25 protein-coding genes are annotated in these 26,276 nt (G+C 40.2%); 13 read left to right on the top strand and 12 right to left on the bottom strand.

Going from position 1 to position 26,276, the window contains the following annotated elements; translation table 11 throughout:
• Positions 1-5: 5 nt before the first annotated feature.
• From KTI78_RS07215 to KTI78_RS07195, 5 genes are all read right to left on the bottom strand, one after another.
• Positions 6-518: a hypothetical protein gene (locus KTI78_RS07215; RefSeq protein ID WP_016142201.1), complete on the bottom strand. Its 513-nt coding sequence runs from the start codon at positions 516-518 to the stop codon at positions 6-8.
• A 334-nt stretch (positions 519-852) separates the two neighbouring features.
• The gene (gene dusA / locus KTI78_RS07210) at positions 853-1,857 is read right to left on the bottom strand and encodes a tRNA dihydrouridine(20/20a) synthase DusA (RefSeq protein ID WP_262445652.1); all 1,005 of its coding nucleotides are present in this window, start codon (positions 1,855-1,857) and stop codon (positions 853-855) included.
• A gap of 137 nt (positions 1,858-1,994) precedes the next feature.
• A complete protein-coding gene (locus KTI78_RS07205; RefSeq protein ID WP_262445651.1) occupies positions 1,995-3,191 on the bottom strand; it encodes an MFS transporter in 1,197 nt (398 codons plus the stop codon).
• A 15-nt stretch (positions 3,192-3,206) separates the two neighbouring features.
• Positions 3,207-3,617, bottom strand: coding sequence for a RidA family protein (locus KTI78_RS07200; RefSeq protein WP_262445650.1), 411 nt, complete (start codon positions 3,615-3,617; stop codon positions 3,207-3,209).
• A gap of 68 nt (positions 3,618-3,685) precedes the next feature.
• Positions 3,686-4,612, bottom strand: a complete 927-nt coding sequence (locus KTI78_RS07195) for a DMT family transporter (RefSeq protein WP_262445649.1) — start codon at positions 4,610-4,612, stop codon at positions 3,686-3,688.
• Between the two features lie 238 nt (positions 4,613-4,850).
• Between KTI78_RS07195 and KTI78_RS07190 the strand changes: the two genes are divergently transcribed.
• From KTI78_RS07190 to KTI78_RS07180, 3 genes are read left to right on the top strand one after another with little or no spacing between them, the layout of a single operon-like run.
• Positions 4,851-5,978: a Re/Si-specific NAD(P)(+) transhydrogenase subunit alpha gene (locus KTI78_RS07190; protein ID WP_002117245.1), complete on the top strand. Its 1,128-nt coding sequence runs from the start codon at positions 4,851-4,853 to the stop codon at positions 5,976-5,978.
• Between the two features lie 11 nt (positions 5,979-5,989).
• Positions 5,990-6,304 (top strand): proton-translocating transhydrogenase family protein, encoded by a 315-nt coding sequence (locus KTI78_RS07185; RefSeq protein WP_000230434.1) that lies wholly within the window; start codon positions 5,990-5,992, stop codon positions 6,302-6,304.
• A 12-nt stretch (positions 6,305-6,316) separates the two neighbouring features.
• Positions 6,317-7,771 carry an NAD(P)(+) transhydrogenase (Re/Si-specific) subunit beta gene (locus KTI78_RS07180; RefSeq protein ID WP_016144344.1) on the top strand — a complete coding sequence of 485 codons (1,455 nt, stop codon included), beginning with the start codon at positions 6,317-6,319 and terminating at the stop codon, positions 7,769-7,771.
• A gap of 53 nt (positions 7,772-7,824) precedes the next feature.
• Here the strand turns inward: KTI78_RS07180 and KTI78_RS07175 are convergent, their stop codons facing one another.
• From KTI78_RS07175 to KTI78_RS07150, 6 genes are all read right to left on the bottom strand, one after another.
• Entirely contained in the window at positions 7,825-8,646 is an 822-nt protein-coding gene (locus tag KTI78_RS07175) for an SDR family NAD(P)-dependent oxidoreductase (protein ID WP_262445648.1), read from the bottom strand.
• Between the two features lie 207 nt (positions 8,647-8,853).
• Positions 8,854-9,255 (bottom strand): ribosome silencing factor, encoded by a 402-nt coding sequence (rsfS, locus tag KTI78_RS07170; RefSeq protein ID WP_001047580.1) that lies wholly within the window; start codon positions 9,253-9,255, stop codon positions 8,854-8,856.
• An 81-nt stretch (positions 9,256-9,336) separates the two neighbouring features.
• On the bottom strand, positions 9,337-10,131 hold the full coding sequence (locus tag KTI78_RS07165; RefSeq protein WP_262445647.1) for a hydroxypyruvate isomerase family protein: 795 nt from the start codon (positions 10,129-10,131) through the stop codon (positions 9,337-9,339).
• A 13-nt stretch (positions 10,132-10,144) separates the two neighbouring features.
• Positions 10,145-11,014, bottom strand: a complete 870-nt coding sequence (locus KTI78_RS07160) for an NAD(P)-dependent oxidoreductase (RefSeq protein ID WP_262445646.1) — start codon at positions 11,012-11,014, stop codon at positions 10,145-10,147.
• 12 nt (positions 11,015-11,026) lie between these two features.
• The gene (locus KTI78_RS07155) at positions 11,027-11,815 is read right to left on the bottom strand and encodes a crotonase/enoyl-CoA hydratase family protein (protein ID WP_262445645.1); all 789 of its coding nucleotides are present in this window, start codon (positions 11,813-11,815) and stop codon (positions 11,027-11,029) included.
• Between the two features lie 94 nt (positions 11,816-11,909).
• A complete protein-coding gene (locus KTI78_RS07150) occupies positions 11,910-14,717 on the bottom strand; it encodes an ATP-binding protein (protein ID WP_239974802.1) in 2,808 nt (935 codons plus the stop codon).
• Between the two features lie 172 nt (positions 14,718-14,889).
• Between KTI78_RS07150 and cysM the strand changes: the two genes are divergently transcribed.
• Genes cysM through KTI78_RS07130 form a run of 4 tightly spaced genes read left to right on the top strand, consistent with a single transcriptional unit; the run spans position 14,890 to position 20,382 of the window.
• Complete coding sequence (gene cysM, locus KTI78_RS07145; RefSeq protein WP_262445644.1) at positions 14,890-15,813, top strand: cysteine synthase CysM; 924 nt, start codon at positions 14,890-14,892, stop codon at positions 15,811-15,813.
• Positions 15,814-15,825: 12 nt separating this feature from the next.
• The gene (locus KTI78_RS07140) at positions 15,826-16,644 is read left to right on the top strand and encodes a 3'-5' exonuclease (protein ID WP_002117219.1); all 819 of its coding nucleotides are present in this window, start codon (positions 15,826-15,828) and stop codon (positions 16,642-16,644) included.
• Between the two features lie 9 nt (positions 16,645-16,653).
• A complete protein-coding gene (gene rlmD, locus KTI78_RS07135) occupies positions 16,654-18,045 on the top strand; it encodes a 23S rRNA (uracil(1939)-C(5))-methyltransferase RlmD (RefSeq protein WP_262445643.1) in 1,392 nt (463 codons plus the stop codon).
• 30 nt (positions 18,046-18,075) lie between these two features.
• Positions 18,076-20,382: a RelA/SpoT family protein gene (locus tag KTI78_RS07130; RefSeq protein ID WP_016142186.1), complete on the top strand. Its 2,307-nt coding sequence runs from the start codon at positions 18,076-18,078 to the stop codon at positions 20,380-20,382.
• A 47-nt stretch (positions 20,383-20,429) separates the two neighbouring features.
• On the opposite strand, the gene KTI78_RS07125 is transcribed toward KTI78_RS07130, so the two are convergent.
• Positions 20,430-21,203 carry an SDR family oxidoreductase gene (locus tag KTI78_RS07125; protein ID WP_262445642.1) on the bottom strand — a complete coding sequence of 258 codons (774 nt, stop codon included), beginning with the start codon at positions 21,201-21,203 and terminating at the stop codon, positions 20,430-20,432.
• Between the two features lie 112 nt (positions 21,204-21,315).
• Here KTI78_RS07125 and mazG point away from each other — a divergent pair, with 112 nt between their 5' ends.
• From mazG to panC, 6 genes are all read left to right on the top strand, one after another.
• Positions 21,316-22,122, top strand: coding sequence for a nucleoside triphosphate pyrophosphohydrolase (gene mazG / locus KTI78_RS07120; RefSeq protein WP_262445641.1), 807 nt, complete (start codon positions 21,316-21,318; stop codon positions 22,120-22,122).
• Entirely contained in the window at positions 22,091-22,495 is a 405-nt protein-coding gene (locus tag KTI78_RS07115) for a ComEA family DNA-binding protein (protein ID WP_262445640.1), read from the top strand. The genes mazG and KTI78_RS07115 overlap by 32 nt, the downstream gene beginning before the upstream one ends.
• Positions 22,496-22,620: 125 nt before the next feature.
• On the top strand, positions 22,621-24,087 hold the full coding sequence (gene pcnB / locus KTI78_RS07110; RefSeq protein ID WP_262445639.1) for a polynucleotide adenylyltransferase PcnB: 1,467 nt from the start codon (positions 22,621-22,623) through the stop codon (positions 24,085-24,087).
• Positions 24,084-24,566, top strand: coding sequence for a 2-amino-4-hydroxy-6-hydroxymethyldihydropteridine diphosphokinase (folK, locus tag KTI78_RS07105; protein ID WP_262445638.1), 483 nt, complete (start codon positions 24,084-24,086; stop codon positions 24,564-24,566). The genes pcnB and folK overlap by 4 nt, the downstream gene beginning before the upstream one ends.
• Positions 24,567-24,611: 45 nt before the next feature.
• Positions 24,612-25,421 carry a 3-methyl-2-oxobutanoate hydroxymethyltransferase gene (gene panB, locus KTI78_RS07100; RefSeq protein WP_002117298.1) on the top strand — a complete coding sequence of 270 codons (810 nt, stop codon included), beginning with the start codon at positions 24,612-24,614 and terminating at the stop codon, positions 25,419-25,421.
• 3 nt (positions 25,422-25,424) lie between these two features.
• The gene (gene panC, locus KTI78_RS07095) at positions 25,425-26,273 is read left to right on the top strand and encodes a pantoate--beta-alanine ligase (protein WP_032057513.1); all 849 of its coding nucleotides are present in this window, start codon (positions 25,425-25,427) and stop codon (positions 26,271-26,273) included.
• Positions 26,274-26,276 lie beyond the last annotated feature (3 nt).

Raw genomic sequence — 26,276 nt, 5'->3', positions numbered from 1 at the left:
ATTGATTAGGCAGCTAATCTATAATAAGTATAAGTAACATTATCGTCTTTATAGACATCATAACTACTTTGTTTGAAGTCAGAAACCCACTCACTTCCTGTATACCCAGCGATATGTCCATAAACATGGTTGCGGGTTCGGTGAATGATGTAAATGTCACCTTCCTGAGGTTCGTCGAAGGCTGGATCAATTTCCTTATAGCCAATCTTTTTAAGGGTGTCGCCCCAATCTGAGGCTGCAATTGGATGGTTTTCAACATCGGCACCAGCAGATTCGAGCGCAAGACGGATACTGCGTGCGCATCTCGCTTTACTGCGTCTAGATGTAATACTTTCTAATTTTTCTACGAACTTTTCTACATCAATGGGAGGGTTAGTTGAGGTTTGAGTTTGATGATTATTGGGTTTCATGGTGAAAGGATAAGGGAGGCTTGGTGTGCTGTGCGATACAACAATGGCTGCCTGATTTGAATCCTGATACATGTAATTATCAGCTACTTGTCCGTCATAAATAATCATCGTGAAATCTCTATCGTGCTACCCATGTCCATATTAAAAAAATCACCACCTACCTGTGGCGTTCAGAGATACTAATAGGCGTACCTTAAAAGTTTTGTTTATGTTATGTAATAACGTATCTTTTTTCCAGAGGCGTGTGCTTTGAAATGAAAAGATGCTCATCAAAAGGTTTATTAAAAATAGTAAAACTTAAATTATTGATATTATTATGAATAAATAATAAATCAGAACTTAAATTTGAATATTTTGCTTCAACATTTGCGAATATACTCAAAATCTAAGTCGCTGATTTAAAATGCCACATTTTCTTACAATTTAAGAAGTCACCACCCACTTAAACTTGCTGCTCTTTTAAATATTCTTCAGTACGAATCATGGCTGCTTGCATGTTTTGAATCGCATTTTCAACGTCAGCTAAAGTTTTTGCATTTCCGCCACTTAGCGCTTGACGCCATTTACGAGCGCCCGGCAAGTTTTGGAATAAACCTAAAATATGACGTGTAATGATTGAAAGAGGGGCACCTTCAGCCATACGTTGTTCAATATAAGGCAGCATTTGTTCCATAATATCGAATCGATCTGGTGCTTCTAAATTCCAAAGTTGGCCGAGCTCAGCAAGTAGGTAAGGGTTATGGTAGGCTTCACGGCCAATCATGACACCATCAACATGCTGTAAATGTTTTTGAGTTTCGGCAAACGTTTTAATTCCACCATTAATTTCAATGGTGAGATGTGGGCGCTCTTGCTTTAAACGATATACATCTTCATAGCGTAAAGGTGGTACTTCTCGGTTTTCTTTCGGAGATAAACCTTTCAAAATAGCAATACGGGCATGTACAACGAAATAAGTACAACCTGTTGCCGCGACAGTATCTACGAAATGTAGCATTTCTTCGTAAGACTGCATGTCATCAATACCGATACGATGCTTTACTGTTACTGGAATCTTTACTGCCTTTTGCATGGTATGAATGCATTCAGCAACCAAGTCTGGCTCTGCCATTAAACATGCGCCGATTTTATTGTTTTGTACCCGGTCACTTGGGCAGCCTACGTTGAGGTTAACTTCATCGTAACCCCAGTCTTCTGCCATTTTTGTGCAGGTTGCAAGTTCTTCGGGATTTGAACCACCAAGTTGTAATACGATCGGATGTTCTTGTGCGTTGTAGTCCAAATGGCGTTTAGCATCGCCAAATAGAATTGCGCCTGTAGTGACCATTTCGGTATAGAGCACAACGTTTGGGTTAAACAACCGTGCAAAGAATCGGTAATCCTTTGTAGTCCAGTCCATCATAGGCGCGACAGAAATACGAGGTTGTAACGATTGAAGTGATTGCATAACCAATAGACCCAAAAGTCGCTAAATTAATGAAAGGGCAGCATTATACGGGGTTTGGCCCTGAATCGACAGTGGCTTTTAACCGAGTAATTTATAACCACCCTCGTGTTAAATATAGAAAGATGATTTTTAACAAATTACTTTATAGCTAAGGCATTTGCTTTTTTTTGTAAGAAAGCATCAATCACGCTAAATAAAATACAAAATACAACGAGTCCAACACCTGCAAGACAAGTCATGGTCCATCCACCACGATTCCATGCAAAAATCCCTAATGCCGAACCACCAGCACCACCAATAAAGTAAGTGGTCATATAAATAGCATTGATACGAGATTTGGCATCGGGACGTAAACGGAAAATAATGCTCTGGTTACTGGTGTGTACCAGCGCAAGTGCCAATTGAATTAGAGCAAAACCAATAACATAAGCTGAAAGTAGAGTTTGTCCGAAATAGAAACAAATCCAACTTACCAAAAACAGCCCACAGCCCATCCAAGTGAGGAGGCGTGTATATCCTTGGTCGGCATATTTACCAATATAACGTGTAGATAAAGCACCAAAGATACCGACTAACGGGACTAGTCCGATAAATAGATCAGGTAAATGATGTGCCGAGGTGAGAAGTAACGCGATGGTGGAATATAGAATACTCACTGCTGCAAAGGCGAAAGCCCCTGTAAGTGCTCTTAATAATAGTCGCTTTTCCTCTTTTAAAAGCTGAGCCATGGAAACAAAGATTTGCCCATAGTTCATTTTCATGCGCATGACATAAGGCAGGCGACTTTTTAAGGTGTAGGCCAACAGAAGCATTAACACACCACTGACTACATAAACTACTTTCCAATGAAAAAGGTTGGAAAATAAGCCTGCCAGACTGGTTGAGAGTAAAATCCCGACCAATAAGCCACTCATTAAAAAACCAATAATTTCGCCTGTTTTTTCAGGTTTTACGGTCATTGTGGCAAGTGGAATAAGCACTTGAGCTGCAACAGAAAACAAGCCCGCTAAAATTGTACCAATCCATAGCATGGGCAAGTTAACAGCAAAAGCAGATGTAAATAGGCCAATTGCGCAAAGCACCATCAAAAACGGAATAGCTTTAGCTTTATTAACAATATCACCCATCGGAACAATAAAGAGTAAGCCGAGGGCATAAGACACCTGAGCAAATGTCACTGTTAAAGCGGCTTGTGCTTGAGTTACAGCAAAATCTTGCTGAATAGAGTGAATCAGCGGCTGACAATAATAATTCACACCTGCACATAAGCCACATGCTGCTGCCATCAACCAAAGCAAAGGTTTATTTTGACTGATATCTTCAGGGGTAGACATGATGTTCTCTCAGTTTTATTGGGTGTATGCCGTTGCTTCAATTTCAATGAGCATATGTTCTAGTGCAAGGCGTGGCACAGGAATGAGTGTACAGGCAGGAAAAGGATGATTTTTCCATAAATTTTGCATAATTTTAATCAAAATTTGATGTTTTTCGACCGAATGGTCAACAACTAAAACTCTTAACACGGCAATGTTGTTAAGCTCTGCATTGGCGGCTTTTAAAGCATGTTGAATATTATCAAAAACTTGGTTCGCTTGTTCTTCAAAATTTGAGCTTAATTCCCCTTTGGAATTTTCGCCGCCTTGACCAGCCACATGAATAATATTCTTAAAACTTTCCACTACAGCAACATGACTATAAGCGTTTGGCGTTGGGTTATATAACGTTGATGGATTTATGATTTTAAAAGCTTCTTGACTCATGGGAACTCAACCGTTCATTAAAATTTAGATGAGTATCCAACCTCAACTTAAGTTGAGGTCAAGAGAATTTAATGTTTCAGTCTTTTCTTTCTTAATGTAATCATCATTACACCTACAATATTCAGTAGGCAGCCGACCCATTGCCATATATTTAGGTGTTCATTTAAAAAAGCCACGGCAAGTAAAATTGTTAAAACTGGTCCAATCGAAGCGATCATTGCTGATTGAGAGGCTCCTAACCGTTCAATGCTTTGCATGAGCATAACGGTGGGTAATACGGTAACTAAAAAGCCTAAGCCAATCCCATACCAAATCACGCTAGAGGGGAGCTGGAATAAAAGTTGAATAGGATGAGGTGTGCTTAATATATAGTGAGTTAATGTGCCGACACAAGCCACAGTTAGAGCTAACCCTGTGAAATTCCAAGAACCAAATTTCTTAATGAGAGGGGGTGTTAGTAATAAATAGCCGGCGAAAGCCACAGCACTTGCAAATACAAAACTTGTTCCTAACCAGAAGTTGCCCTGAATTGGTGCGTTGTTGTGCTCCTGAAGCATAACCAGCACCGTTCCACCATAACTAAGAAAAATGGCAAATAAACTTTTTACATCTAATTTTTGTTTGTAGAGTAGACTCGAAACAATGACGGTGAGAGTAGGGTATAAAAATAGAATAATTCGTTCTAGAGAGGCACTAATAAACATAAGACCCATGAAATCGAGCCAACTTGCAAAGTAGTAGCCTAATAGACCGGCAAAAATTAAAATTAGCCAATCCTTCTTTTTTATGCCCTGATTATGATGCCTGTTAAACCAGCAAATTAATAGAAAGAACGGTAAAGCGCTTAACATGCGTAAAGCCATCAGGACTGTACCGTCGACTAATGGAGAAAGGGCATAAGTCTGTTTAATAAAGATTGCTTTGGTACTGAATAAAAACGCAGAGCAAAGCGCAAAAAAAGACCCGATTTGAAACGATGATAAAGAAATTTTCATATACAGGACTGTATAAGAGAGACTATTGTCTGTAAAAAAAGAAAAATCTTCCTATGTTACACCTCAAATCAAATATCGTGAATCATCAGTTCAAAATATGGGTATTTATTAAATAAATATTGGGTGGTATTTTAAAAAAGTTCAATTAGAATCCAAATTCTGTACAAAGAATACACATGGGGGAAACATTGCAGCTTGCAATGTTTTTGACAATGAGAAATTAGCTTGAGGAACGCTCATGCAGATCGGAATCCCAACCGAAACTGTCGTCGGTGAAAATCGTGTAGCTGCTACGCCAGAGACAGTAAAGAAGTTGATTAGCGCTGGTCATAGCGTTGTGATTGAACGTGGTGCTGGTGTAAAGGCTGCGTACATTGACAGTGCTTATGAACAGGTCGGTGCAACCATTACGGATGATGCCTATACGGGTAGTCAAATTATTTTGAAAGTTCGCGCTCCACAGGGCGGGGAAATTCAGAAACTTGCAGCAAATACCGCTGTTGTAGCAATGTTTGATCCTTATCGTAATACCGAGCTAGATCAGTTTGCGAATCAACAAGTGTCTGCTTTTGCTCTAGAACTGCTTCCTCGTACGCTTTCTCGTGCACAAAACATGGATGTGTTGTCTTCTCAAGCAAACTTGGCTGGTTATAAATCAGTTTTACTTGCTGCTGCTGAATATCAACGCATGTTCCCAATGCTTATGACTGCTGCGGGTACTGTAAAACCTGCACGTGTTGTAATCATGGGTGTTGGTGTTGCCGGTCTACAGGCGATTGCAACTGCAAAACGTTTAGGTGCAATTGTTGAAGCGACTGACTTGCGTCCTACAGCAAAAGATCAAGTTGAGTCTTTAGGTGGTAAGTGGTTAGACGTACCAATGTCTGAAGAAGAGCAACAACGTGCAGCGGATGCCGCTAAAAATGGTTATGGGTGGATGCCGGGTGAGCAGTACATCAAAGACCAGGCTGCGATTGTAGATAAAGCTGTTTCTAATGCAGACATCGTGATTACTACTGCATTGCTACCAGGTCGTGATGCGCCACGTCTGATTAAAGCTGAAACTGTTGCCAAGATGAAACCGGGCTCTGTCATTTTAGATATGGCAGTTGAAACTGGTGGTAACGTTGAAGGCTCTAAAGTGGGTGAGACTGTATTTACTGAAAATGGCGTGAAAATTTTGGGTGTTCCAAATATTCCGGCAACTGTAGCAACAGAAGCTTCTGCATTGTATGCGCGTAACGTTTTTAATTTCGTAGAGACTTTATTCGACAAAGAGAAAAACTTTGCGATTAATCAAGAAGACGAGATCCAAAAAGCCCTATTGGTCACTCATGGCGGTCAAGTACTGCTTAAGCGTGGTTAAGGAGATTTCTCATGGTTGAAACTATTACAATTTTCGTCCTTGCCATCTTCGTAGGTTATTACGTGGTTTGGGGCGTTACGCCAGCTTTACATACGCCACTTATGGCAGTAACCAATGCGTTGTCATCTATTATTGTGGTGGGTGCGATGTTGCAAACTGTGGGTCTGCCAGTTTTAGGTGTAGATGCTAACGTTGCATTTCAAAGTGTGAATGTGGTAAGCGTACTCGGTGCGATTGCAGTATTTTTGGCAAGCATTAATATTTTCGGTGGCTTCGCAGTAACTGCACGCATGCTGGAAATGTTCAAGCCTAAGCAAAAGAAATAAGAGGGCTTTGACATGGAATTTATTCAAGCAAATGCAAACTGGTTATACCTTGTTGGCGCAATCCTCTTTATCTTGACGCTTCGTGGCTTGTCTGGCCCTAAAACAGCAATTCAAGGTAACCGTTACGGTATGATCGCGATGGCGATTGCAGTTGTAACGACTTTCTTTGTTGCTAATAATCCAGTGATCTGGATGATTGTTGGTGCAATGGTGCTCGGTGCAATCGTAGGTATTGCACGTGCTCGTACCGTACCAATGACGCAAATGCCAGAAACTGTTGCGCTTATGCACTCATTGGTTGGTTTGGCTGCTGTTCTCATTGCGATTGCTGCAATTTTACATAACAACCAACTTACTGAGCTATTCGCTCAAAATGAAGCGGCTTTAACAGCAGCTGGCGTGCAACATGCACACATGAGCAAGGTTCACTTGTTTGAATTGTTTGTTGGCTGTTTCGTAGGTGCGATTACCTTTACTGCATCTGTATTTGCATACGGTAAATTGGCTGCGAAAAAATGGGCTAAAACAATTTCTGGTGCATGGGTTAAACCTGTTCAAGCGCTTATCTTTATTGCGATGTTGGCTTGTGGTTTCTATTTCTTCACGACTGGCAACATGACTGCATTCTGGGCAATGACAGCTCTTGCGCTTGCATTTGGTTGGGTTTGGATTGCGCCAGTAGGCGGTGGTGATATGCCTGTGGTGGTGTCGCTTCTTAACTCATTCTCTGGTTGGGCTGCGGCAGGTATTGGTTTTACACTTGAAAACAACATGTTGATCGTTGCGGGTTCTCTCGTGGGTTCATCTGGTGCGATTCTGTCGTACATCATGTGTAAAGCAATGAACCGTTCAATCATCAATGTATTGTTTGGTGGGGCAATGGGCGGTGCGGCAGTTGCATCTGCAGATAAAGGTGAACAAGTTCAACGTAACCACCGTTCAGGTTCTGCTGATGATGCTGGCTTCTTAATGTCAAATGCTGACAGCGTTGTGATTGTACCGGGTTATGGTATGGCGCAAGGTCGTGCACAAAATGCTGTAAAAGAATTATGTGAAATTCTAAAAGAGCAAGGTGTTCGCGTTCGTTTCGCCATCCATCCGGTTGCAGGTCGTATGCCTGGTCATATGAACGTATTGCTTGCTGAAGCAGATGTGGCATATGAAGACATCTTGGAAATGGACGAGATTAATTCAGACTTCCCTGCAACTGACGTAGTACTTGTTATTGGTGCAAACGACGTTGTTAACCCTGCTGCAAAAGATGATCCAAGCTCGCCTATTTATGGTATGCCGATTCTTGAAGCTCATAAAGCACGTACAATCATGGTGATTAAACGTTCTATGGCAACAGGTTATGCTGGCCTAGACAATGATTTGTTCTATAACGAAAAAACAATGATGATCTTTGGTGATGCCAAGAAAGTTGTTGAAGATATGACGAAAGCAATTAACGGTACAGGCCACTAAGTTGCTTTGAAATAAAAAACCACCTTCGGGTGGTTTTTTATTTGGCTTTATTTTTAAAGAAATTTTTCTACAAGATCCATAGACTGTTGATACAGGTCACGTGCCAGTTGCTGATTTTTAGCATGTGAGGATTTCCAGTCTGGCATATGTGCACTAACATATTCGCCGTTGCGGTTTTGCCATGCATCTCCAGTTGCCATTTCTGTAATGAGCTTTGTTGGAACTGAGGTTGGAACCAAGCCTAATTTCATCGCTGCATAAACTGGTTTTGGTAATTCACGATAAATATCAGAAGCAACACCGCCAGGGTGCAATGCATTATTGGTAATTGAACTTCCTGCGAGTTGTTCTGCTAATGCATTGCTAAACAGTAAATTTGCAAGTTTTGATTGCCCATAATAGAACAGGGGGTTGTAAAAACCTTCTGCACGAAATTTATTGGGTTTAATTGAGCCCACCCAGTGAGCAATAGATGCAAGATGGATAATGCGTGCTTTAGGAGATTGCTGTAAAACTGGAATTAATTTTTGAGTGAGTAAGAAATGACCTAGATAATTAACCCCAAATTGTTGCTCAAAACCCTCTGTGGTTAGTTGTTTTGTTTTGGAAAATAAGCCTGCATTATTAATGAGGACGTCAAGGCTGCCATAGCGATCAGCAATTTCATCGGCAGCTTTTCTAGTTAATTCAAGACTATTTAGGTCGAGAGAAACGACATCGACTTGTCCTTGGTCGAGTGAGCTTAGTTTATTTTGTGCCTCTTGCGCTTTTTGAGGATTTCGACATGCCAAAATCACATGTTGCCCTTGTTTAACAAGTTGTTCTGCTGTGGCAAAACCAATCCCTGTGTTGGCGCCCGTAATTAATATCTTCACTTTCTGTACTCCAGTTATGCTATTTATTGGTGAGAACTTTAAGAATTTGTATAGTGCGGTAAAACTGACAATTTGTCATGTCAAATTTAGTTGTAAGTGATGATTGGTTTTCTTAAGGGTAAAGGTGGGTTTTTTTTAAGGGTCTAAATTGTTATTAGAGAAATAAAAAAGCGGCTCAAAAGAGCCGCTTTTTTTAAAAGCAAAATTTTAAGCAACCGACTCTGGAGCGGTACGCCATAAGCTTTCTAAATCATAGAATTTACGAGCTGTTGGTAACATTACATGTACTACAACAAAGCCGAGATCAATTAAGATCCATTCTGCATCTCGTTCACCTTCAACGCCAATCGGGCGGAAACCGGCTTTTCGAGCTTCTTCTGCAACATTGTCAGCAAGTGCTTTGACATGGCGAGTAGAAGTACCACTTGCAATTACAATAGCATCAGCGACATTGCTAATTGAGCTAACATCTAACTGGAGAATATCTTTTGCTTTTACATCAACTAAAGCGTCGTGGACGACTTTGAGACAAGCTTGTACGTCTTTATTTGAGGTATTCATTGCGAAATCGTGAGAATTAGACACGCTGGGCGATGGTTCTAAATTCATATAGGGTATATTTTCCTGACAATTACTCACTCTCTAATATAGTGGTTTTCGCGCTAAATTTCAAACAGAAGTCGTAACAGTTTATATATTTACATCATCAGAAAAGTATTTTTTCTTCCATGTAAACGACTGATTTGAACCATTCTCAGGTTTATATTCTGCTGCAATATAGTTCTGATATGAGCTTTGCTTTAACCAAGAAAAAATTTGTTCATATGGGATTTGAGCTGTATCAGGTTCATGGCGGCCTGGGCAGTCTGCAAATTGAATATGTCCAATTAAGTTAATATTCTCTTGTAAACCTTCAAGCACATCTTCACCCATCATTGCCATGTGATAGCAGTCATACTGCATTTTGAGAGCAGGGTGGTTGACCGCTTCTAGCATCTCTTGTGCTTGTGCAATGTTTTGCACTAAAAAGCGTGGCATATCAGTGCCGTTAATCATTTCGAAAACAGGCTCTATACCGTGTTCACCGAGTAAATTGCAGGCAAGTTTTAGATTAGCTGCTAATGTTTTTAAACAAGGAAGCAAGTCTGCATCAAGCGGTTGTTTACCCGCTAAAATATTAACACGAGGAACGTTTAAAGCGGTGGCATAGCGAATAGCCAATTCTAATGCTTCATGAAAAGCCGCTTCTTGGCCGGGTATGCCTGCTAAACCATTCCCTCCTTGCATAAGATCACCAGCAGGTACATTAATTAAGCAAAGGCTGAGATTGTAGCGTTCGAGTTGAGTTTGAATATCTTCAATCGTCAATTCATAGGGGAATTGAATTTCTACATATTCAAAGCCCTGTGCATGAGCCAGAGCGAAGCGTTCAATTAAAGGAACTTCGGTAAAAATCATGGATAAATTGACTGCAAGACGACCCATACTCAAACTCCGTTTATTTTTGCTCTACCAATTGAATCATAGTAGCTAAATCTTTCTCGGCAAAGCCATTTTTTTGGTGAGTTTGTAGCTGTAATAGAGCTTTTTGTGCAACGGGGATGTCTAAATTAACATTGTTAGCCAATGTTACTGCGTTGTTAAGATCCTTAGATAATGTTTGAACTTTCCACTGAATAGGCTCAAATGTATGCGTTGCCATGCGTGGGGTTAGAATTTGAAAGGGTTTAGAGTCTGCAAATCCGCCTGCTAAGGCTGGAGCGAGTAAAGTTGTATCTACACCCGCTCGGTCTGCAAGCGCGACAGCCTCTGCAATAAGCGCGCTGTTGGCTGCGACGATGAGTTGGTTACAAATTTTGGTGGCTTGACCAGTTCCTGTGTCTCCCATGCGTGTTACACGTTGAGATAGAACATTATAAATAGGCGTTAACTCTGTAATTGTTTGAGCATCACCGCCTGCAAAAATGACAAGTGTGCCTTGTTCCGCCCCAGCTGTTCCCCCCGACACAGGAGAATCAATCCAAGTAACGTCATGCTTGGCAGCCTCTTGAGCAAGTGTTTTTGTTACAGCAACAGATAAGCTTGAGAAATCAACAATCATCTGTTTAGCTTTTAAGTGAGGTTGAATTTGCTCAAATACACTTTGTGCGGCTTTGTCATCTGCGAGACAAGTTAAAATAACAGGATATTCGCCAATATTTATAAGATCTAAAGGCTGTGCGCCGATATCAATCAGTTCTTCACATGCAGAAGAGGTTCGGTTCCAAACAGCAACTTGAAAACCTGCCTGAATAAGACGGGTTGCCATGCGGCTTCCCATCAACCCTATGCCTAAAAAAGCAATAGGGGTGTTGCGATCAAAATTCATAATCTAAGCTCTTTATTTATATTGGCGTGGTAAAAAATTAACTTCCGGATGTTTGTCTTTTTTACGAGCAAGTTTGCTATTTTTACCAAGTAATAATTTAAGTTGCCAGATTTTTTCTAAACGTAATGATTTTTCTGGTTGGTGCTCCATCGCATCAAGTACACGTTTTGCCGCAGTGAGCGCATCTGGTGAGCGCTGTAACATTTCAGCTGCAATTTTATGTGCTTTCTCTAGTGGAGAGTCACTTAAATGAGTGACAAGACCAATTTCTTTTGCATAATTTCCATCGAAAACACGAGCGGTTAAGGTGAGTTCTTTTGCAAGGTCAACGCCAATTAAACCTTTCAATGAACGAGTAAGTCCCATATCTGGAACTAAGCCCCAACGACTTTCCATAATCGACATTTTAGTGTCAGGGTGAGAAATTCGAATGTCGGCTGCTAAGGCAAGTTGCATGCCTGCGCCAAAACAATAACCTTCTAATGCTGCAATCACAGGTACAGGTAAATTTTGCCAAATAAGAAATGCTTTTTGGAATAGGCTTTGGCCCGGTTTTACAAGCTCCCAAATGGCAAAAGCAGAATTTTTTGGATTGTTTAGGTCGGATAAATCAATTCCGGCGCTAAAAACTTGTGCTTCACCTGTTAAAATCACACAGCGAATATTACGGTCCTTTTTAATGGCTTTTGCTGTTGAAACAAGTTCTTTTAATAAGGCAAAACTCATGGCATTGCGTTTGTCAGGACGGTTTAAATATACCGTTGCAATGCCATTATTCTTTTCAATACGTAAGAGTGCCATGAGATTTCCGCTTCTTTTTTTATAGATAAGCGGAGCATAACATGGCTGTAATTTGGAAACATGACAGCCCAGTCATGCCTGTTTTGTAGATAGATTAGTCAGGAATCACCAAGATTTGATGGGCTGCACTTTCTACTTCTTTTACAACAAGTCCTAACTCGTCGAAGCGTCTCATCACTTCTTCAATGAAGCCTTCATCTGCTATACGGCGTTCTTTACGTAGTGTTGAAATAAATTGCTCAAAGTCACCTGTCACTTGTTGTAGCTTTGGAGTACCTACATAGCGAGTTGCGCCATAAAGACGATGTAAAACATGCTCAAGTTGAGGGAAGTCTTCAAGCTCAATGAGCTGCTGCATTTCATCTAGCTCAGTTGGGAAGCTATCAACTAACATTTTAAGTAAGTCTTGAGCTAAGTCTTCTTTATTTGCTGCAAGTTGCAAGCTTTGTTGCCAGTTTAAAATTTGCGGATCTAAAGCTTCTGCAACGACATGATGGTCTTTCTCTAGTGCTTTTGCCGCAAAGTTGTTTTTAGTCCATTGCGTTAAAATCTGGATAATTTGTTCCATTTGAATTGGCTTGGTGACATAGTCATTCATGCCGACTTTGAGAAGCTTTTGCTTTTCATCGGCAAGGGCATGGGCTGTTAATGCAATAATTGGAAGCTGCATTTCACCGTCTAAAGTTGACTCTAGCGAACGAATAGCGCGAGTGGTATCAATACCTGACATAACAGGCATTTGAATATCCATGAACACTAAATCAAATGGTTTGAGCTTTTGATCGATTCGCTCTTGGATGAGGTTTAAGGCTTCTTGGCCGCTGAGTGCTTTAGTTGTTCTAACGTTGAGTTCACCTAGCAGAGCTTCTAAGACAATTAAGTTAGGTAAGTGATCGTCGACCGCCAGAATGTGTAAACCCTGCCCATTAAAGTCTTGTTGTTCCTCTTCAAAAATAGGTTGATCATTTAATAATTGAATGAGTCCGCTTCGGCTTAATGGTTGATAGAGAGGGCGAGCACGATATTCATTGAGCATATTTGGCTCAAGCGTCATTTGATAGCCATAAACTGCCAAATTACCTTGATAGCGGCTGCGAATTTCTTTTAATAAGGCTTCAGTGTCACCACTGTGGTCAACAATAAGCCATGTATTATCTTTTTGATCAAGATGTTTTAAGCGACTAAATAAATCCAGAATCGATTGTGTCTCGATGTGAGGAACATGGTAGTTTTCAAGGTAGTAACGTAAAACACTTGCGGTAGCAGGGTGCGCAAGATAAGACACCACTTGTAAATGCTCAAAGTGTGGATGTTCAATCTCGTAATCTTCATCTACCACAAATTGTGCGGTAAACCAGAACGTAGAGCCTTTTTCTGTTGGGGCGCGTTCTTGGTTGTCTTCAAAGCCAATTTGACCATGCATGAGATGAACAAGCTGTTTCGAAATAGCTAGACCTAAACCTGTACCGCCAAATTGACGTGTAACGGATGCATCACCTTGCGAGAATGATTCAAATAGTTTTTTACGGTCTGTACCGCTTAAACCAATACCACTGTCTTGCACACTAAAATGAAGTAGGCATTGTCCAATATCATCATGTTCCATACGAACACGAACAATAATTTCGCCGTCTGGAGTGAACTTAATCGCATTCGAAATCAAGTTAGTCAGAATTTGTTTAAAGCGTAAAGCGTCACCAATCACTTGTTGTGGAATGTTGTCGGCATAGTAAAAAGCCATAGCAATATGCTTTTGGGCAGCCAGTGGAGACAACATATCCATGACATCAAAGACAGCTTCTTCTAAATCAAACGGTGCTGTTTCTAGCTCTAATTTACCTGCATCAATTTTTGAAAAATCTAATACATCATTAATTAATGCCAATAAATGGGCTGATGACTTGCGAATAGTTTGTAGGTAAAGATTTTGTTCGTTATTTAGGTTTTGTTGACGAAGTAATAAATGAATAAAGCCATCAATACTATTTAGAGGGGTTCGAAGCTCATGACTAATATTGGCAAGGAAAACTGATTTGGCTTGGTTCGATGAAATCGCTTGGTCACGTGCTTGACGATAGGTAATATTTTGAACTTCTAAAGTATCTAAAGTTCTACGTAAATCTTCTTCGGTTTGTTCAGTATGTTCTTTTAACTCTAAAAAGCTAAAGTGTAATCGTTTAACGACATTTGCAATATCTCGCTGTAATAGGCGTAATTCACCAGTACTATTAATCACCATGTGCTGGTCTAGTGTGTCAGCATTTAAACGTTGCAACTGCATGCGAATTTCATACATCGGCGCAATCCAGCGACGTGAATAAAAATTCAAACAAAGTAAAAGTAAGAGTAAGGTCATTAACCCAGTAATGACGAGGGCGATCAGAATACGGTAACGAGCCAGTTCTAGTGGCTGATTATCCATTTCAATAACAAGCCAAACAGGGGCTTTTCCAGGCGCGTCGCTAATCCGTTGTCCATAAATATTATTGTGATTATAAGAGATTGGCCCAAAAAAATTATTGTTTTGTTTGAAGTTCGGCCAGTAGCGATTGTCGCGATAACCGATACTTAAATAGGTCTGACCATTACTGTCAATTAAAGCAGCACGTTTTAGATTTTTCTCACTAAACATGCTTTGCATGATGTGCTGGGCGTGATCATATTCATCGGGCTCTAGTTCAACCAGATTATATAAGTCGATCGCGATTTGATTATAGCGAGCTAAGATCGCAGAGGCATGATGTAGCTGTTGTTGTTTTACTGAATGTGAGGTTTCAGTTAAAACCAGAAAAGCACCAACGCACGTTAAAATCATAATAGGCACAAAAATCAGAGCAATTAATTGCCCATATGCATGATTCAGACGTAAGCGTTTAGATAAGGTTTTATTGAAATTAGACATGGCTACATCAGATTTATCTCTCTGTACGGCATCTTATCACGCTTTATTTTAAAACAGACGGCATTTTATAAATGACCGAGCTTTAATCGCTTTTATGAAAAAGCATATTGAAATGGGTGCAGTACCAAGCATTTTTTCATACAATAGGCCCACCTCGATATAGGTGTTGATCATGAGTAATACACAACCTGATTTTTTAGCCGACGAATTTTTGTTAGATCACTATGTAGGTAACACACCTCTAGTCCGTTTGCAGCGCTTGGCGTGTCACACGCAGGCAACGGTTTTAGCAAAATTGGAAGGTAATAATCCGGCAGGTTCTGTAAAAGACCGTCCAGCATATAACATGATTATGCAGGCAGAAAAACGTGGTCAAATTAAGCCAGGAGATACCTTAATTGAGGCAACCAGTGGAAACACGGGTATTGCTTTGGCAATGGTGGCTGCAATGCGTGGCTATAAAATGAAATTAATCATGCCAGGGAATTCAAGTCAGGAGCGTAAGGATGCAATGCGTGCTTATGGCGCAGAATTAATTGAAGCACCGAATATGGAAGCTGCACGAGATATGGCTTTGCAAATGCAAGCTGAAGGTCTGGGCCTGGTCCTTAATCAATTTGGCAATCCAGATAATGTCGAAGCTCATTACCTCACCACTGGCCCTGAAATTTGGAAGCAAACAGGTGGGAAGATTACTCATTTCGTGAGTTCAATGGGTACAACTGGTACCATTATGGGAATTTCAAAATATTTAAAAGAACAAAACCCCGATATTCAAATTATTGGTTTACAGCCTTCTGAAGGTTCAAATATTGCTGGTATTCGCCGTTGGCCACAAGAATATTTACCTACGATTTTCGATCCAAAGCGTGTTGATAAAATTATGGATATTCCGCAAATTGAAGCGGAAAAAACGGCTCGCCGTTTAGCACGTCAGGAAGGAATTAGTGCAGGTACATCTTCTGGTGGGGCAGTGTGGGCTTCAGTAAAAATTGCAGAAGAAAATCCGAATGCTGTTATTGTTTGCATTATCTGTGATCGTGGTGACCGCTACCTATCTACAGGACTGTTTTCAGTACAGGACGATAACTCATAATTGAGAGAAATCATGCGTTTCCCTACCTTAGTTTTTGATATTGAAACTTTAACTGATTTAAAAGCGGGAGCGCATTTATATCATCTTGATTTACCTGAAGCCGATGTAGAGCAAGCGCTCACAAAAATCCGTCGCCAAGAATCTGGCATGGATTTTCAGCGTTTGCCTTTACATGAAATCGTTTGTATTTCTGGTTTATGGGTGGATGAGTCTGGTTTTAGATTATTTTCTTTTAGTCGAGAACAATATTCTGAAGCCGAAATTTTGCAGAAATTTTTATCTATTTTTGATAAGCGCCATCCGACTTTAGTGAGTTGGAATGGCTCACAATTTGATTTACCTGTCATTCTGTTTCGCGCGATGTATCACGGGCTTTCGGCACCGGGTCTATTTGATCAAGGTGAAATTGATAGCCAAAAGCGTTTTAATAATTACCAAAACCGTTATCACCATCGTCATATAGATCTAATGGATGTGATGGCAATGTTTAATGGCCGTAATTTTCAAAAGCTTGATGATATTGCCTGTATTTTAGGTTTGCCGGGTAAGCGTGGTGAGTCGGGTTATCATGTGCCTGAATATGTCCGTAATCAACAGTGGTTAAAATTGACTAGCTATTGTGAAGGGGATGTGCTCAATACGTGGTTTATTTATTTGCGTTGGTTAGTGCTAAAAGGCCAATTGAATGCAGATGAACATAACCACTGGATCAGTTCGAGTATTGAATATTTACAGACTATCCCTCAGCAGGCTGATTTTCTTGAAGTATGGGAACGTACTTCAAAACATACTGAATTTACTTCTCACTATTTTAATTCTTCAGATTTTTAGGTTCATCCTTTGAAACAACAAGCCAAATCTCGCAACCTCCCACAGCCCGAATATATTTTTCAGGTTGAAACACTTTCTCATGAGGGGCGGGGAATTGCGCATTATGGTTCTCATCCTGAGCATCCTGCAGATAAGCATGGTAAGAAAGTTTTTATTCGCTATGCATTGCCCGGAGAAACTGTAAAGGCACGAATTACCCATCAAGCGAAGCGCCTTGAAGAGGCAGAGATGTTGCAGTTGTTAGGAGAGCCTTCAGCACATCGTATTGAGGCAATTTGCCCTCATTATGGTGTTTGTGGTGGCTGTAGCATGCAGCATATCCATCCTGATGAACAAATTCGTTTAAAGCAAAATGTACTCCAGTCACATTTACAGCATTTTGCAGGTATTCAACCTGAACAATGGCTAGAACCGATTCGATCTTTACAAAGTGATTATCGTCGTCGTGCTCGAATAGGCGTGCGCTATCTGCCAAAACCAGATCGGTTAATCATGGGATTTCGCGAACATCATAGTAATCGTCTAACTTCGATCCATAGCTGTAGTGTTTTGGATAAAAATTTATCAAATAGTCTGCCTGAGTTACGTACTTTACTCCAAAGTCTAAAAGGCAAAGCACACATTGGTCATGTAGAATTAGCAAAAGGTGATAATGAAGTTTCTTTATTGGTTCGTCATGTAGAAAAATTAAACAATTCTGATGTCAACCAATTAAAGCAATTTGCGTTACACAAAGGCTGGCAGTTGTATTTGCAACCTAAAGGTCCAGAAAGCATTCATCGTGTTGATGATGAGCAAGGTGCTTTACGTTTACATTATGCCTTAGAAAGATTTAATGTAAATTTTGCTTTTTCGCCATTGGATTTTACTCAGGTCAATGCCACAGTAAATGAACAGATGGTTCAATTGGCATGTGAATTGCTTCAATTGCAATCAGGTGAAAAAGTACTTGATCTATTTTGCGGTTTGGGCAATTTCTCACTTCCGTTAGCACGATGTGTTGGTGAAAGTGGGCAGGTTGTCGGTGTTGAAGGGAGTGAGGAAATGGTGGAGCGGGCAACAGCTAATGCAAAATGCAATAGTTTGGTGCAGGCGACCTTCTTTTCACAAGATTTAACAAAAGATTTTTCGCATCATTCTTGGGCGAATCAAGGATTTGATGCATTATTGATTGATCCTCCTCGTGCTGGTGCATATGAAATTATGCAGTATGTATCAAATTTTGGAGCAAAAAGAATCGTTTATGTATCATGTAATCCAGCTACACTGGCAAGGGATGCGGGTGTTTTGGTCCAATATGGTTACCAGTTAAAAAAAGCAGCGGTGATGGACATGTTTACACATACCGAACATGTTGAATCCATTGCACTATTTGAAAAAATTCAAGAGATAAACGATTAAAAACATGAGTTACATATTGAGGAGAATGGTATGGTCACAGTACGTGAACAGTTACCTGAACAACTAACCGAGTTGTCAGAGGAAACGACTGTAGAGCATGCCGCCGAAACGCAAATCGGTTTAGCCTCATGGTTGGATCGGGTGCGTGAAATATTAGATGGGGCGAAGCTTGAACAGCTTGAGCAGGTTGCTCATTTAACCCTGCAAAAAGAGTTAGACTCAACGGTTAATCATCGTTCAAATACTTTCGCTACAGGCGTTGGAATGGCTGACATTCTGGCGCATCTCCATGTAGATGAAGATACTCTATCGGCAGCAATGCTCTATCGTAGTGTGCGTGAAGACATTACCGATATAGAAGAAGTAAAACAGAAATTCGGAGAGCAAGTTTATAACCTTGTCAAAGGTACTTTGGCGATGGGTAAACTCTCAGAACTTATTGAGAAAAATAAACGGTTAGAAGATCATTTTAATAATAATCAGCGAGAACATTTAAGCGGCATTTATAAAATGCTGATTTCAGTGACCGAAGATGTTCGTGTTGTTTTAATTAAACTTGCTGAACGTACCTATTCTTTACGAGAGTTGGCAAATTCCTCTCGCGAACGCCAAGAACGTGTAGCACGTGAAATTCTTACTATTTATTCGCCTTTGGCACATCGACTCGGTATTGCTCAGCTTAAATGGGAACTTGAAGATCTAGCATTTCGTTATTTGGCTCCAGACCGCTATAAAGAAATTGCTTCATTACTCAATGAAAAGCGTTTAGAGCGTGAGCATTATATTCAGTTCGTTATTGATCGTTTGAAAAATGAGTTAGCGTCTTACGGCATCGAAGCTGAAATTACAGGTCGTGCAAAACACATTTATTCGATTTATCGAAAAATGAAGAGCAAAAACCTGAGTTTCGACCAACTTTATGACATTCGTGCTTTGCGTGTATTGGTCAATAGTGTGCCAGAATGTTATCACTCTTTAGGTATCGTACATCAAATCTGGCGCCATATTCCGCATCAGTTTGATGACTATATTACCAACCCGAAAGCAAATGGTTATCGCTCATTACATACTGCTGTAATTGCTGAAAATAAATCTCTTGAAGTACAAATTCGTACTCATGAAATGCATGATGAAGCAGAGTTAGGTGTTTGTTCGCACTTTAACTATAAAGAAGGTTCAAAGAATACTGACCATTCTTTTAACCATCGTTTGCATTCATTGCGTGCTGTTTTAGAGCACTATCAAGAACGTAATGATACGACAGTACATCAAAACGAAGATGAAACAGAAGGCTTTGAACAGTTACAAGACTTTGAAGGCTTTGAGAAGATTTATGTTTTTAGTCGTGATGGCGATATTAAAGAATTGCCGCGCGGTTCAACAGTTTTAGATTTTGCCTATCACGTGCATACAGAAGTAGGAAACAAGTGTTATGCGGCGCGTGTCAACCAGCGTTACGTGCCACTTACCTATACTTTAAAAACAGGTGAACAGGTTGAAATTTTAACTAAAAAAGATCGTGAACCAAACCGTGACTGGTTGGTGAACTCTCTAGGTTATATTAAAACCTCTCGTGCACGTGACAAGTTGCGTCATTGGTTTAGACAGCAAGACCGTAGTAAAAACCTTGAAGTAGGCCGAGAACTCCTTAATAAAGAGTTAGCTCGTCTAGCGATTCATCCAAAAAGTATCGACTTAAACGATTATTCGTCACACTTTAATGTGAAAACGGGCGATGACATTTTGGTGAGTCTGGTTAGTGGTGATATTAGCTTACATGCCTTGATTAATCAGGTGAATCGCCAAATGCATCTAGATCAGGATGAGCCTGAGCTAGTACTTAAACCAACATTAAATCCGCGTGCCAGCCATACGCTATCAGCACATGGAATTTTAATTGATGGTTTAGATAATGTAGAGCTTCACATTGCTCAATGTTGTCAACCGGTGCATGGTGAATCAATCGCTGGATATATTACTTTGAATCGTGGTGTTAGCATCCACAAAGTCATTTGTTCAGACTATCAGCGTATGATTAAGCAAGAGCCAGAGCGTGCTGTTGAAGCTGATTGGGAAATGCAGCCAACACGTGGTCAAAGCGTTCAGATTGTGGTGGAAGCTTATGATCGTCGTGGCCTGCTTAAAGACCTAACTCAAGTGATTTTCTCTGACCAGATCAATATTCGTCAGGTCAATACAATTTCTGAGGCAGATGGTATTGCTAATATGAAGTTGCTCATTGAGGTTAAAGGTTTAGCACAGCTTTCTCGCTTATTGGCTCGCTTAGAGCAGCAACCGGGAATTATTAGTGCGCGACGTATGATTCAAGGCGTTTAATAAATTGAGTAAAAAGGCTGTCAAATGACAGCCTTTTTTATTGCAAATTACTTTCTCGATAAATAAATATTGGTAAGTCGGTTTAAAAACTGAGGGCTTAATGTTGAGAGCTGATAAAGCAGTTTGGTTTTTATGCCAACCGGAGTGTGAGTAGGTGTCCAAAAATGAGCTTTTTTCTCTACAAGCGTAAGCACCTGCTGAGCAATATCATTTGGGGTTAAATCTATTCCCATATTTTGAATGGTGCCTGCATCCATATTGTTAACCATTGCGGTTTGTACAAATAGCGGCATTACATCTAAAACACGAATACCATATTTTTTCCATTCGACATCCAAACCTTCGGTAATTCCGCGAACTGCAAATTTACTGGCTGAATAAGAAATCAAATCAGCTTGCCCATAAATTGCAGAGGCCGAAGAAAGGTTGATGACGCGTGCAAAAGACGCTTGTTCTAAATAGGGTAGAGCAGCATGACAGCCATTGATGACACCATTTACATTAATATTTATTGTTCTTTGATGAGCCTTAATGTCAGTTGTTTCAAATGCTCCAGAATATAAAATACCGGCATTATTGACCAAAATATTAAGTTCGCCAGCCCAGTTGGTGAATTCTTTTAATATGTGTTGCCACTGGCTGTAATCACTTACATCTAGGTAGCCGGCACGAGCATTTGGCCCTAAGGTATTTGCTAGTTCTTGAGCAAGCGATTCATTAATATCATAAATGCCCACTTTATATCCTTGTTTGTAGAATACCCGTGCAATTTCAGCCCCAATACCTTGAGCAGCGCCACTAATCAGAATACTGTATCCCATATTTTTTCTCTTTCTCAGTACAATAGTGTGACTGATTTAATCGCTTTGATTTTGATCATAGCAAATTAAAATCTTAGTTTTACTGACCGACTTTTTAAACTTGAGGGTTACCATGGATAAATTGCTTAAAATTATGCAAGAGTTACGTGAAAAATGTCCGTGGGATCAAGAGCAAACCCCAATGTCACTGACTAAATATGCGATTGAAGAGGCATATGAAGTTGAGGCGGCGATTCGTCAAGGCGATATGAATGAAATCCGAAATGAGCTAGGCGATTTGTTATTACAAGTTGTATTTCAATCACAGATGTTTAGTGAGCAAGGTGCTTTTAACTTTCAAGATGTTGTTGAGGCAATCAGTGAAAAGCTAATTCGTCGTCATCCTCATGTTTTTCAGGCAGATCGATTTAATAACTTAACCCCAGAACAAGTCAGTGAGCTTTGGAAACAAATTAAACAGCAAGAAAAACAAGGGAAGCCACAATCAAGGTTGGACGAAATTAAACATGGACCAGCTCTATTACAGGCACAAAAAATACAAGCAAATGCCGCTAAGGTTGGCTTTGATTTTGAAACAGTAGAAGATGCTTATGAAAAACTAGAAGAAGAATTGGATGAGTTTAAGCAGGCATTAAAAAATAAAAATATTGATGAAATTCAAGATGAATTTGGAGATTGCCTATTTTCATTGGTCAATGTTGGACGTAAACTTGCGATTTCAAGTGAATCTTCACTTTTATCAACAATACATAAGTTTAGAAGTCGTTTTGCTTTTATTGAAGATCAAGCGCAAAAACAGCAAAGAACATTAGAAGACATGACCTTGTCTGAAATGGATGAATTGTGGAATCAGGCAAAGCGGCAGTTAAAGTTAGGGGAAAAAACACATGCAGCTCAGCATGAATCTTTGGAAGAATAAACACTATATTTTCATTGTTTTATTTTGGAGCCTGATTTCATCAAGCTTTACTCAGGCTCAATCTTTTGATCAAAATTTTAAGGAGTGGAAGGCGAAGCAACAGATGTATGATCAGAGGTTGAGCATGCAACACGCCTCTCATTCTAATGCTTCAAAAAGATCATCTATGACTGATTCGTCAGGACAAATTCGCTTGAATCAAGCCAATATTGATGAGTTTCAAAAGCTAAAAGGTATTGGTGAAAAAAAGGCTCAAGCGATTGTAGAGTACCGTCAAAAGAATGGTGGCTTTAAAAATATTGATGAATTTAAAAATGTAAAAGGTATTGGTCCAGCCATTTTTGAAAAGAATAAAGCGCGTTTGACTTTATAAATTATCTGTCTGTCAATTGTCATTTCATGCGCAAACTACAGAGAATCAAATTGCCCTTTGTGTGCGTTACAGCTATGATTAGCGACAACTTGTTATTTACGTCCTGACGTAGGAGACAGCGTCTTTTGCAAACCTTGCGAGCGTCAAAATGTGGTTTGTCCACAGCCCAACTTCCTTCTTCGATTTTAGATGTGATCGATAGCCTGACTAAAGCAGGCTATGAAGCTTATATTGTTGGGGGTGGTGTCCGTGATTTAATGCTAGGGCTTAATCCTAAAGATTTCGATGCAGTCACTAATGCAACACCTTCCCAAATTAAAGAAGTTTTTGGTCGACGTTGTCGAATCATTGGCCGTCGATTTGAATTAGCACATGTCTATTCAGGGCGTGAGCTCATTGAAGTTGCAACTTTCCGTGCTCCTCCTAAAAAAGCAGTCACCAGTGCCTCGGGCATGATTTTACGTGACAATAATTGGGGAACTATCGAACAAGACTTTGCTCGCCGTGACTTTTCTATCAATACGCTATATTACCAACCGCGTAAGAGTATTGTGCTCGATTTCTGCAAAGCCATTGACGATGTAAAAAATAAAACTCTACGTTTATTAGGTGACCCAGCACAGCGTTTTGAAGAAGACCCAGTACGTATGCTGCGAACATTACGTTTTGCAGCCAAATTAAATTTCAAAATTGATTCAAATATTCTCGATATATTTGATGCTGAAATGACGCAATTACTGCGTGATGTTTCTCCACATCGTTTATATGATGAATCTCAGAAGCTGTTCACAATGGGACATTTGGCACGTGTTTTGCCAATGTTGATTGAGTTTGGAGTCTGGAAACAACTCTTTGCAGATATTCAACCGAACCTCACACCATTTATTTTAAGAGCAGCAAAGAATACAGATCAACGTATTCAAGTTGGTAAAACAATTAATCCGGCATTTTTCTATGCGGTCTTATTGTGGCAACCATTTTTAGAACGTTGTGAATTTTATTTATCTAAAGGTGTTGTACCTGCTGAAGCACGTGCACAGGCAGGTTTAGATGTATTAAAGCGTCAGGCAACACGCACAGTGATTCCTCGTTTTGCAGAAACTTTTATTCGTGAAGTTTGGGAAATGCAGACTCGTTTGCTTAATCCAAAACCTCAGCAAATAGAAGCATTGGCAGGACATGCACGTTTCCGTGCTGGTTTTGACTTCTTGTTACTTCGTGAAAAGTCAGGTGATGACACAACACAAGGAATGGGAAGCTGGTGGGAAGCCTACCAAGAAATGTCGAATGACGAAAAAGAAGCTGCGATTAGCCAGTACAATCGCCAGAAAGCTAAAAGTCGTCGTAAAGCTGCTACCGAATCTGTTGAAAACAATAAAGTTGAAACGGAAATCGAGCCTTTGGTTGATGTTCCAGAACCACGTAGTCGTCGTGGGAAAAAAGAACGTACTCGACAAGACCAATCGATGGGGCGTTTTATTGAAAAAGCCACTGCTTCAGACGCAGGCGGGACGATGAGTGATCATCCGATTTTGAAGCGTAAGCGAGTACAACGCGATTTAAGCCAAGTGATTTTTGGGCCAACGCAATGACAACGAAGACTTATATTGGTTTAGGTAGTAATTTGGGCGATTCGCGCCAAATTTTATCTGAAGCCATTGCTAAGCTTAAAACTTTAGGTGCGGTGAAAGTTTCTAGACTTTATCAAAGCCCACCTATGGGGCCTCAAGATCAACCAAATTATTTAAATGCTGTAGCCGAGTTAAATACAGATCTCACGCCTTTAGATTTGTTAGACCAGTTGCAGCGATTTGAGCAAGAAGCTGGTCGTGTGCGTCTTCGTCGTTGGGGCGAGCGTACTTTAGATCTGGATTTGCTGATATATGGCAATGAAAAAATTCAAAATGAGCGCTTAACAGTGCCGCACATTGGAATTTTAGAACGAGATTTCGTTGTAATTCCTTTATTAGATTTAGATGTTGATTTACATATTGATGATCAGCCACTTAAAAATTTAGAACTCTTACAGCAGCCAACGCTGACTGTACTTGCTGATGAGTCATGGGCTTAAAGTCTGACTTATTACGTTCTGCAAACTCCTGTAGAGGATACCATCATGATTAGTCTAAGTGACTTAAGAAAATTTAAAGCCGAAGGACGTAAGTTCTCTTGCCTAACTTGTTACGATGCGAGTATGGCAAAAGCAATGGAACTTGCTGAAATTGATACTATCTTAATTGGTGATTCTCTTGGAATGGCAATTCAAGGTCGTGACTCAACTTTACCTGTAACTGTTGAAGACATGGCTTATCATACGGCAGCAGTTCGTCGTGGTAACCAACATGCCTTGATTATGACTGACTTGCCATTTATGAGTTATGCAACTTTAAATGATGCTTTGCAAAACGCAAGAACAGTCATGCAAGCTGGCGCTCAAATGATCAAAATTGAAGGCGGTGCATGGTTAAGTGAGACCGTACAAGTTTTAACCCGTAATGGCGTACCTGTTTGCGTACATTTAGGCTTAACCCCTCAATCTGTACACGTATTTGGTGGATATAAATTACAAGCTAAAACACGTGAAGCAGCAGATCAGCTTATTGCCGACTGTACAGCTGTGGTTGAGGCTGGCGCAGCAGTTCTATTGCTTGAATGTGTACCTGCTCAGTTGGGGCAAGAAATTGCTGAACTATTCCCAAATACGCCTGTGATTGGTATTGGTGCGGGTAATGCAACTGATGGTCAGGTACTTGTAGTACAAGACATGCTGGGTTTAACTTTTGGTCGAGTTGCGCGTTTTGTTCGTAACTTTATGAAAGAACAATCTGGTGAAACTGCTATTTTAGATGCATTTAAAGCTTTTCATGCTGCTGTGCAGGATCAATCATTCCCTGCCAAAGAACATACTTTCCACGTTGAGCTGTAATTCATGAAAACAGAAACCACCATACAAGGTCTTGCAGCGTCTTTAAATCCTGCTAGAGCTGCGCGTAAAATTATTGGTTTTGTCCCAACTATGGGAAATCTACATGAAGGGCATCTCACACTTGTTCGTGAAGCGAAAAAGTTATGTGATGTTGTCGTTGTGAGCATCTTCGTAAATCCAACTCAATTTGGACCGGGTGAAGATTTTGATAACTATCCTCGTACTTTAGAGCAAGATAGCCGTCTATTGGCCGATGTTGGCTGTGACATTATTTTTGCGCCATCGGTTGAGCAAATGTACGGTACTCAGCCTCGTTTAACCAACATAAGTGTCAGCCAAATTACGGATGCTTTATGTGGTAGCTCGCGTCCAGGCCATTTTGATGGCGTAGCGTTGGTGGTCACTAAGCTTTTTAATATTGTGCAGCCTAACTATGCTTTTTTTGGTCAAAAAGATTATCAACAGTTAGCAGTTATTCGTCAGTTTGTACAAGACTTAAATATCCCTTTAGAAGTCATTGGCGTGCCAATTGTTCGTGCAGCAGATGGCTTGGCCCTTAGCTCAAGAAACGGTTATTTAAGCCCTGAACAACGTCAAGTCGCTCCGGTTATTTATCAAAGTTTAAAGCAAGCTGAACAGCAGTTACATCAAGGTAAAGATCTACAACAAGTTTTAGAAGATATTAAAACTCAGTTGACAGATAATGGCTTTGTTGTGGATTATGTCGAAGCTCGTCAGTCAAATCTGTTACCTGCTACTCAGTTTGATCGTGATATTGTGTTGTTTGTCGCGGCAAAATTGGGTGCAACTCGTTTGATTGATAATTTAGAAGTTGCCTTTACACCCCAATAACAG

Origin of the sequence: Acinetobacter sp. WU_MDCI_Abxe161 (assembly GCF_025514355.1) — a bacterium.
In the GTDB taxonomy this organism is placed as follows: domain Bacteria; phylum Pseudomonadota; class Gammaproteobacteria; order Pseudomonadales; family Moraxellaceae; genus Acinetobacter; species Acinetobacter pittii_E.
Note: the sequence above shows the minus strand (reverse complement) of the source record. Positions and strands in the feature narration are given on the sequence as shown.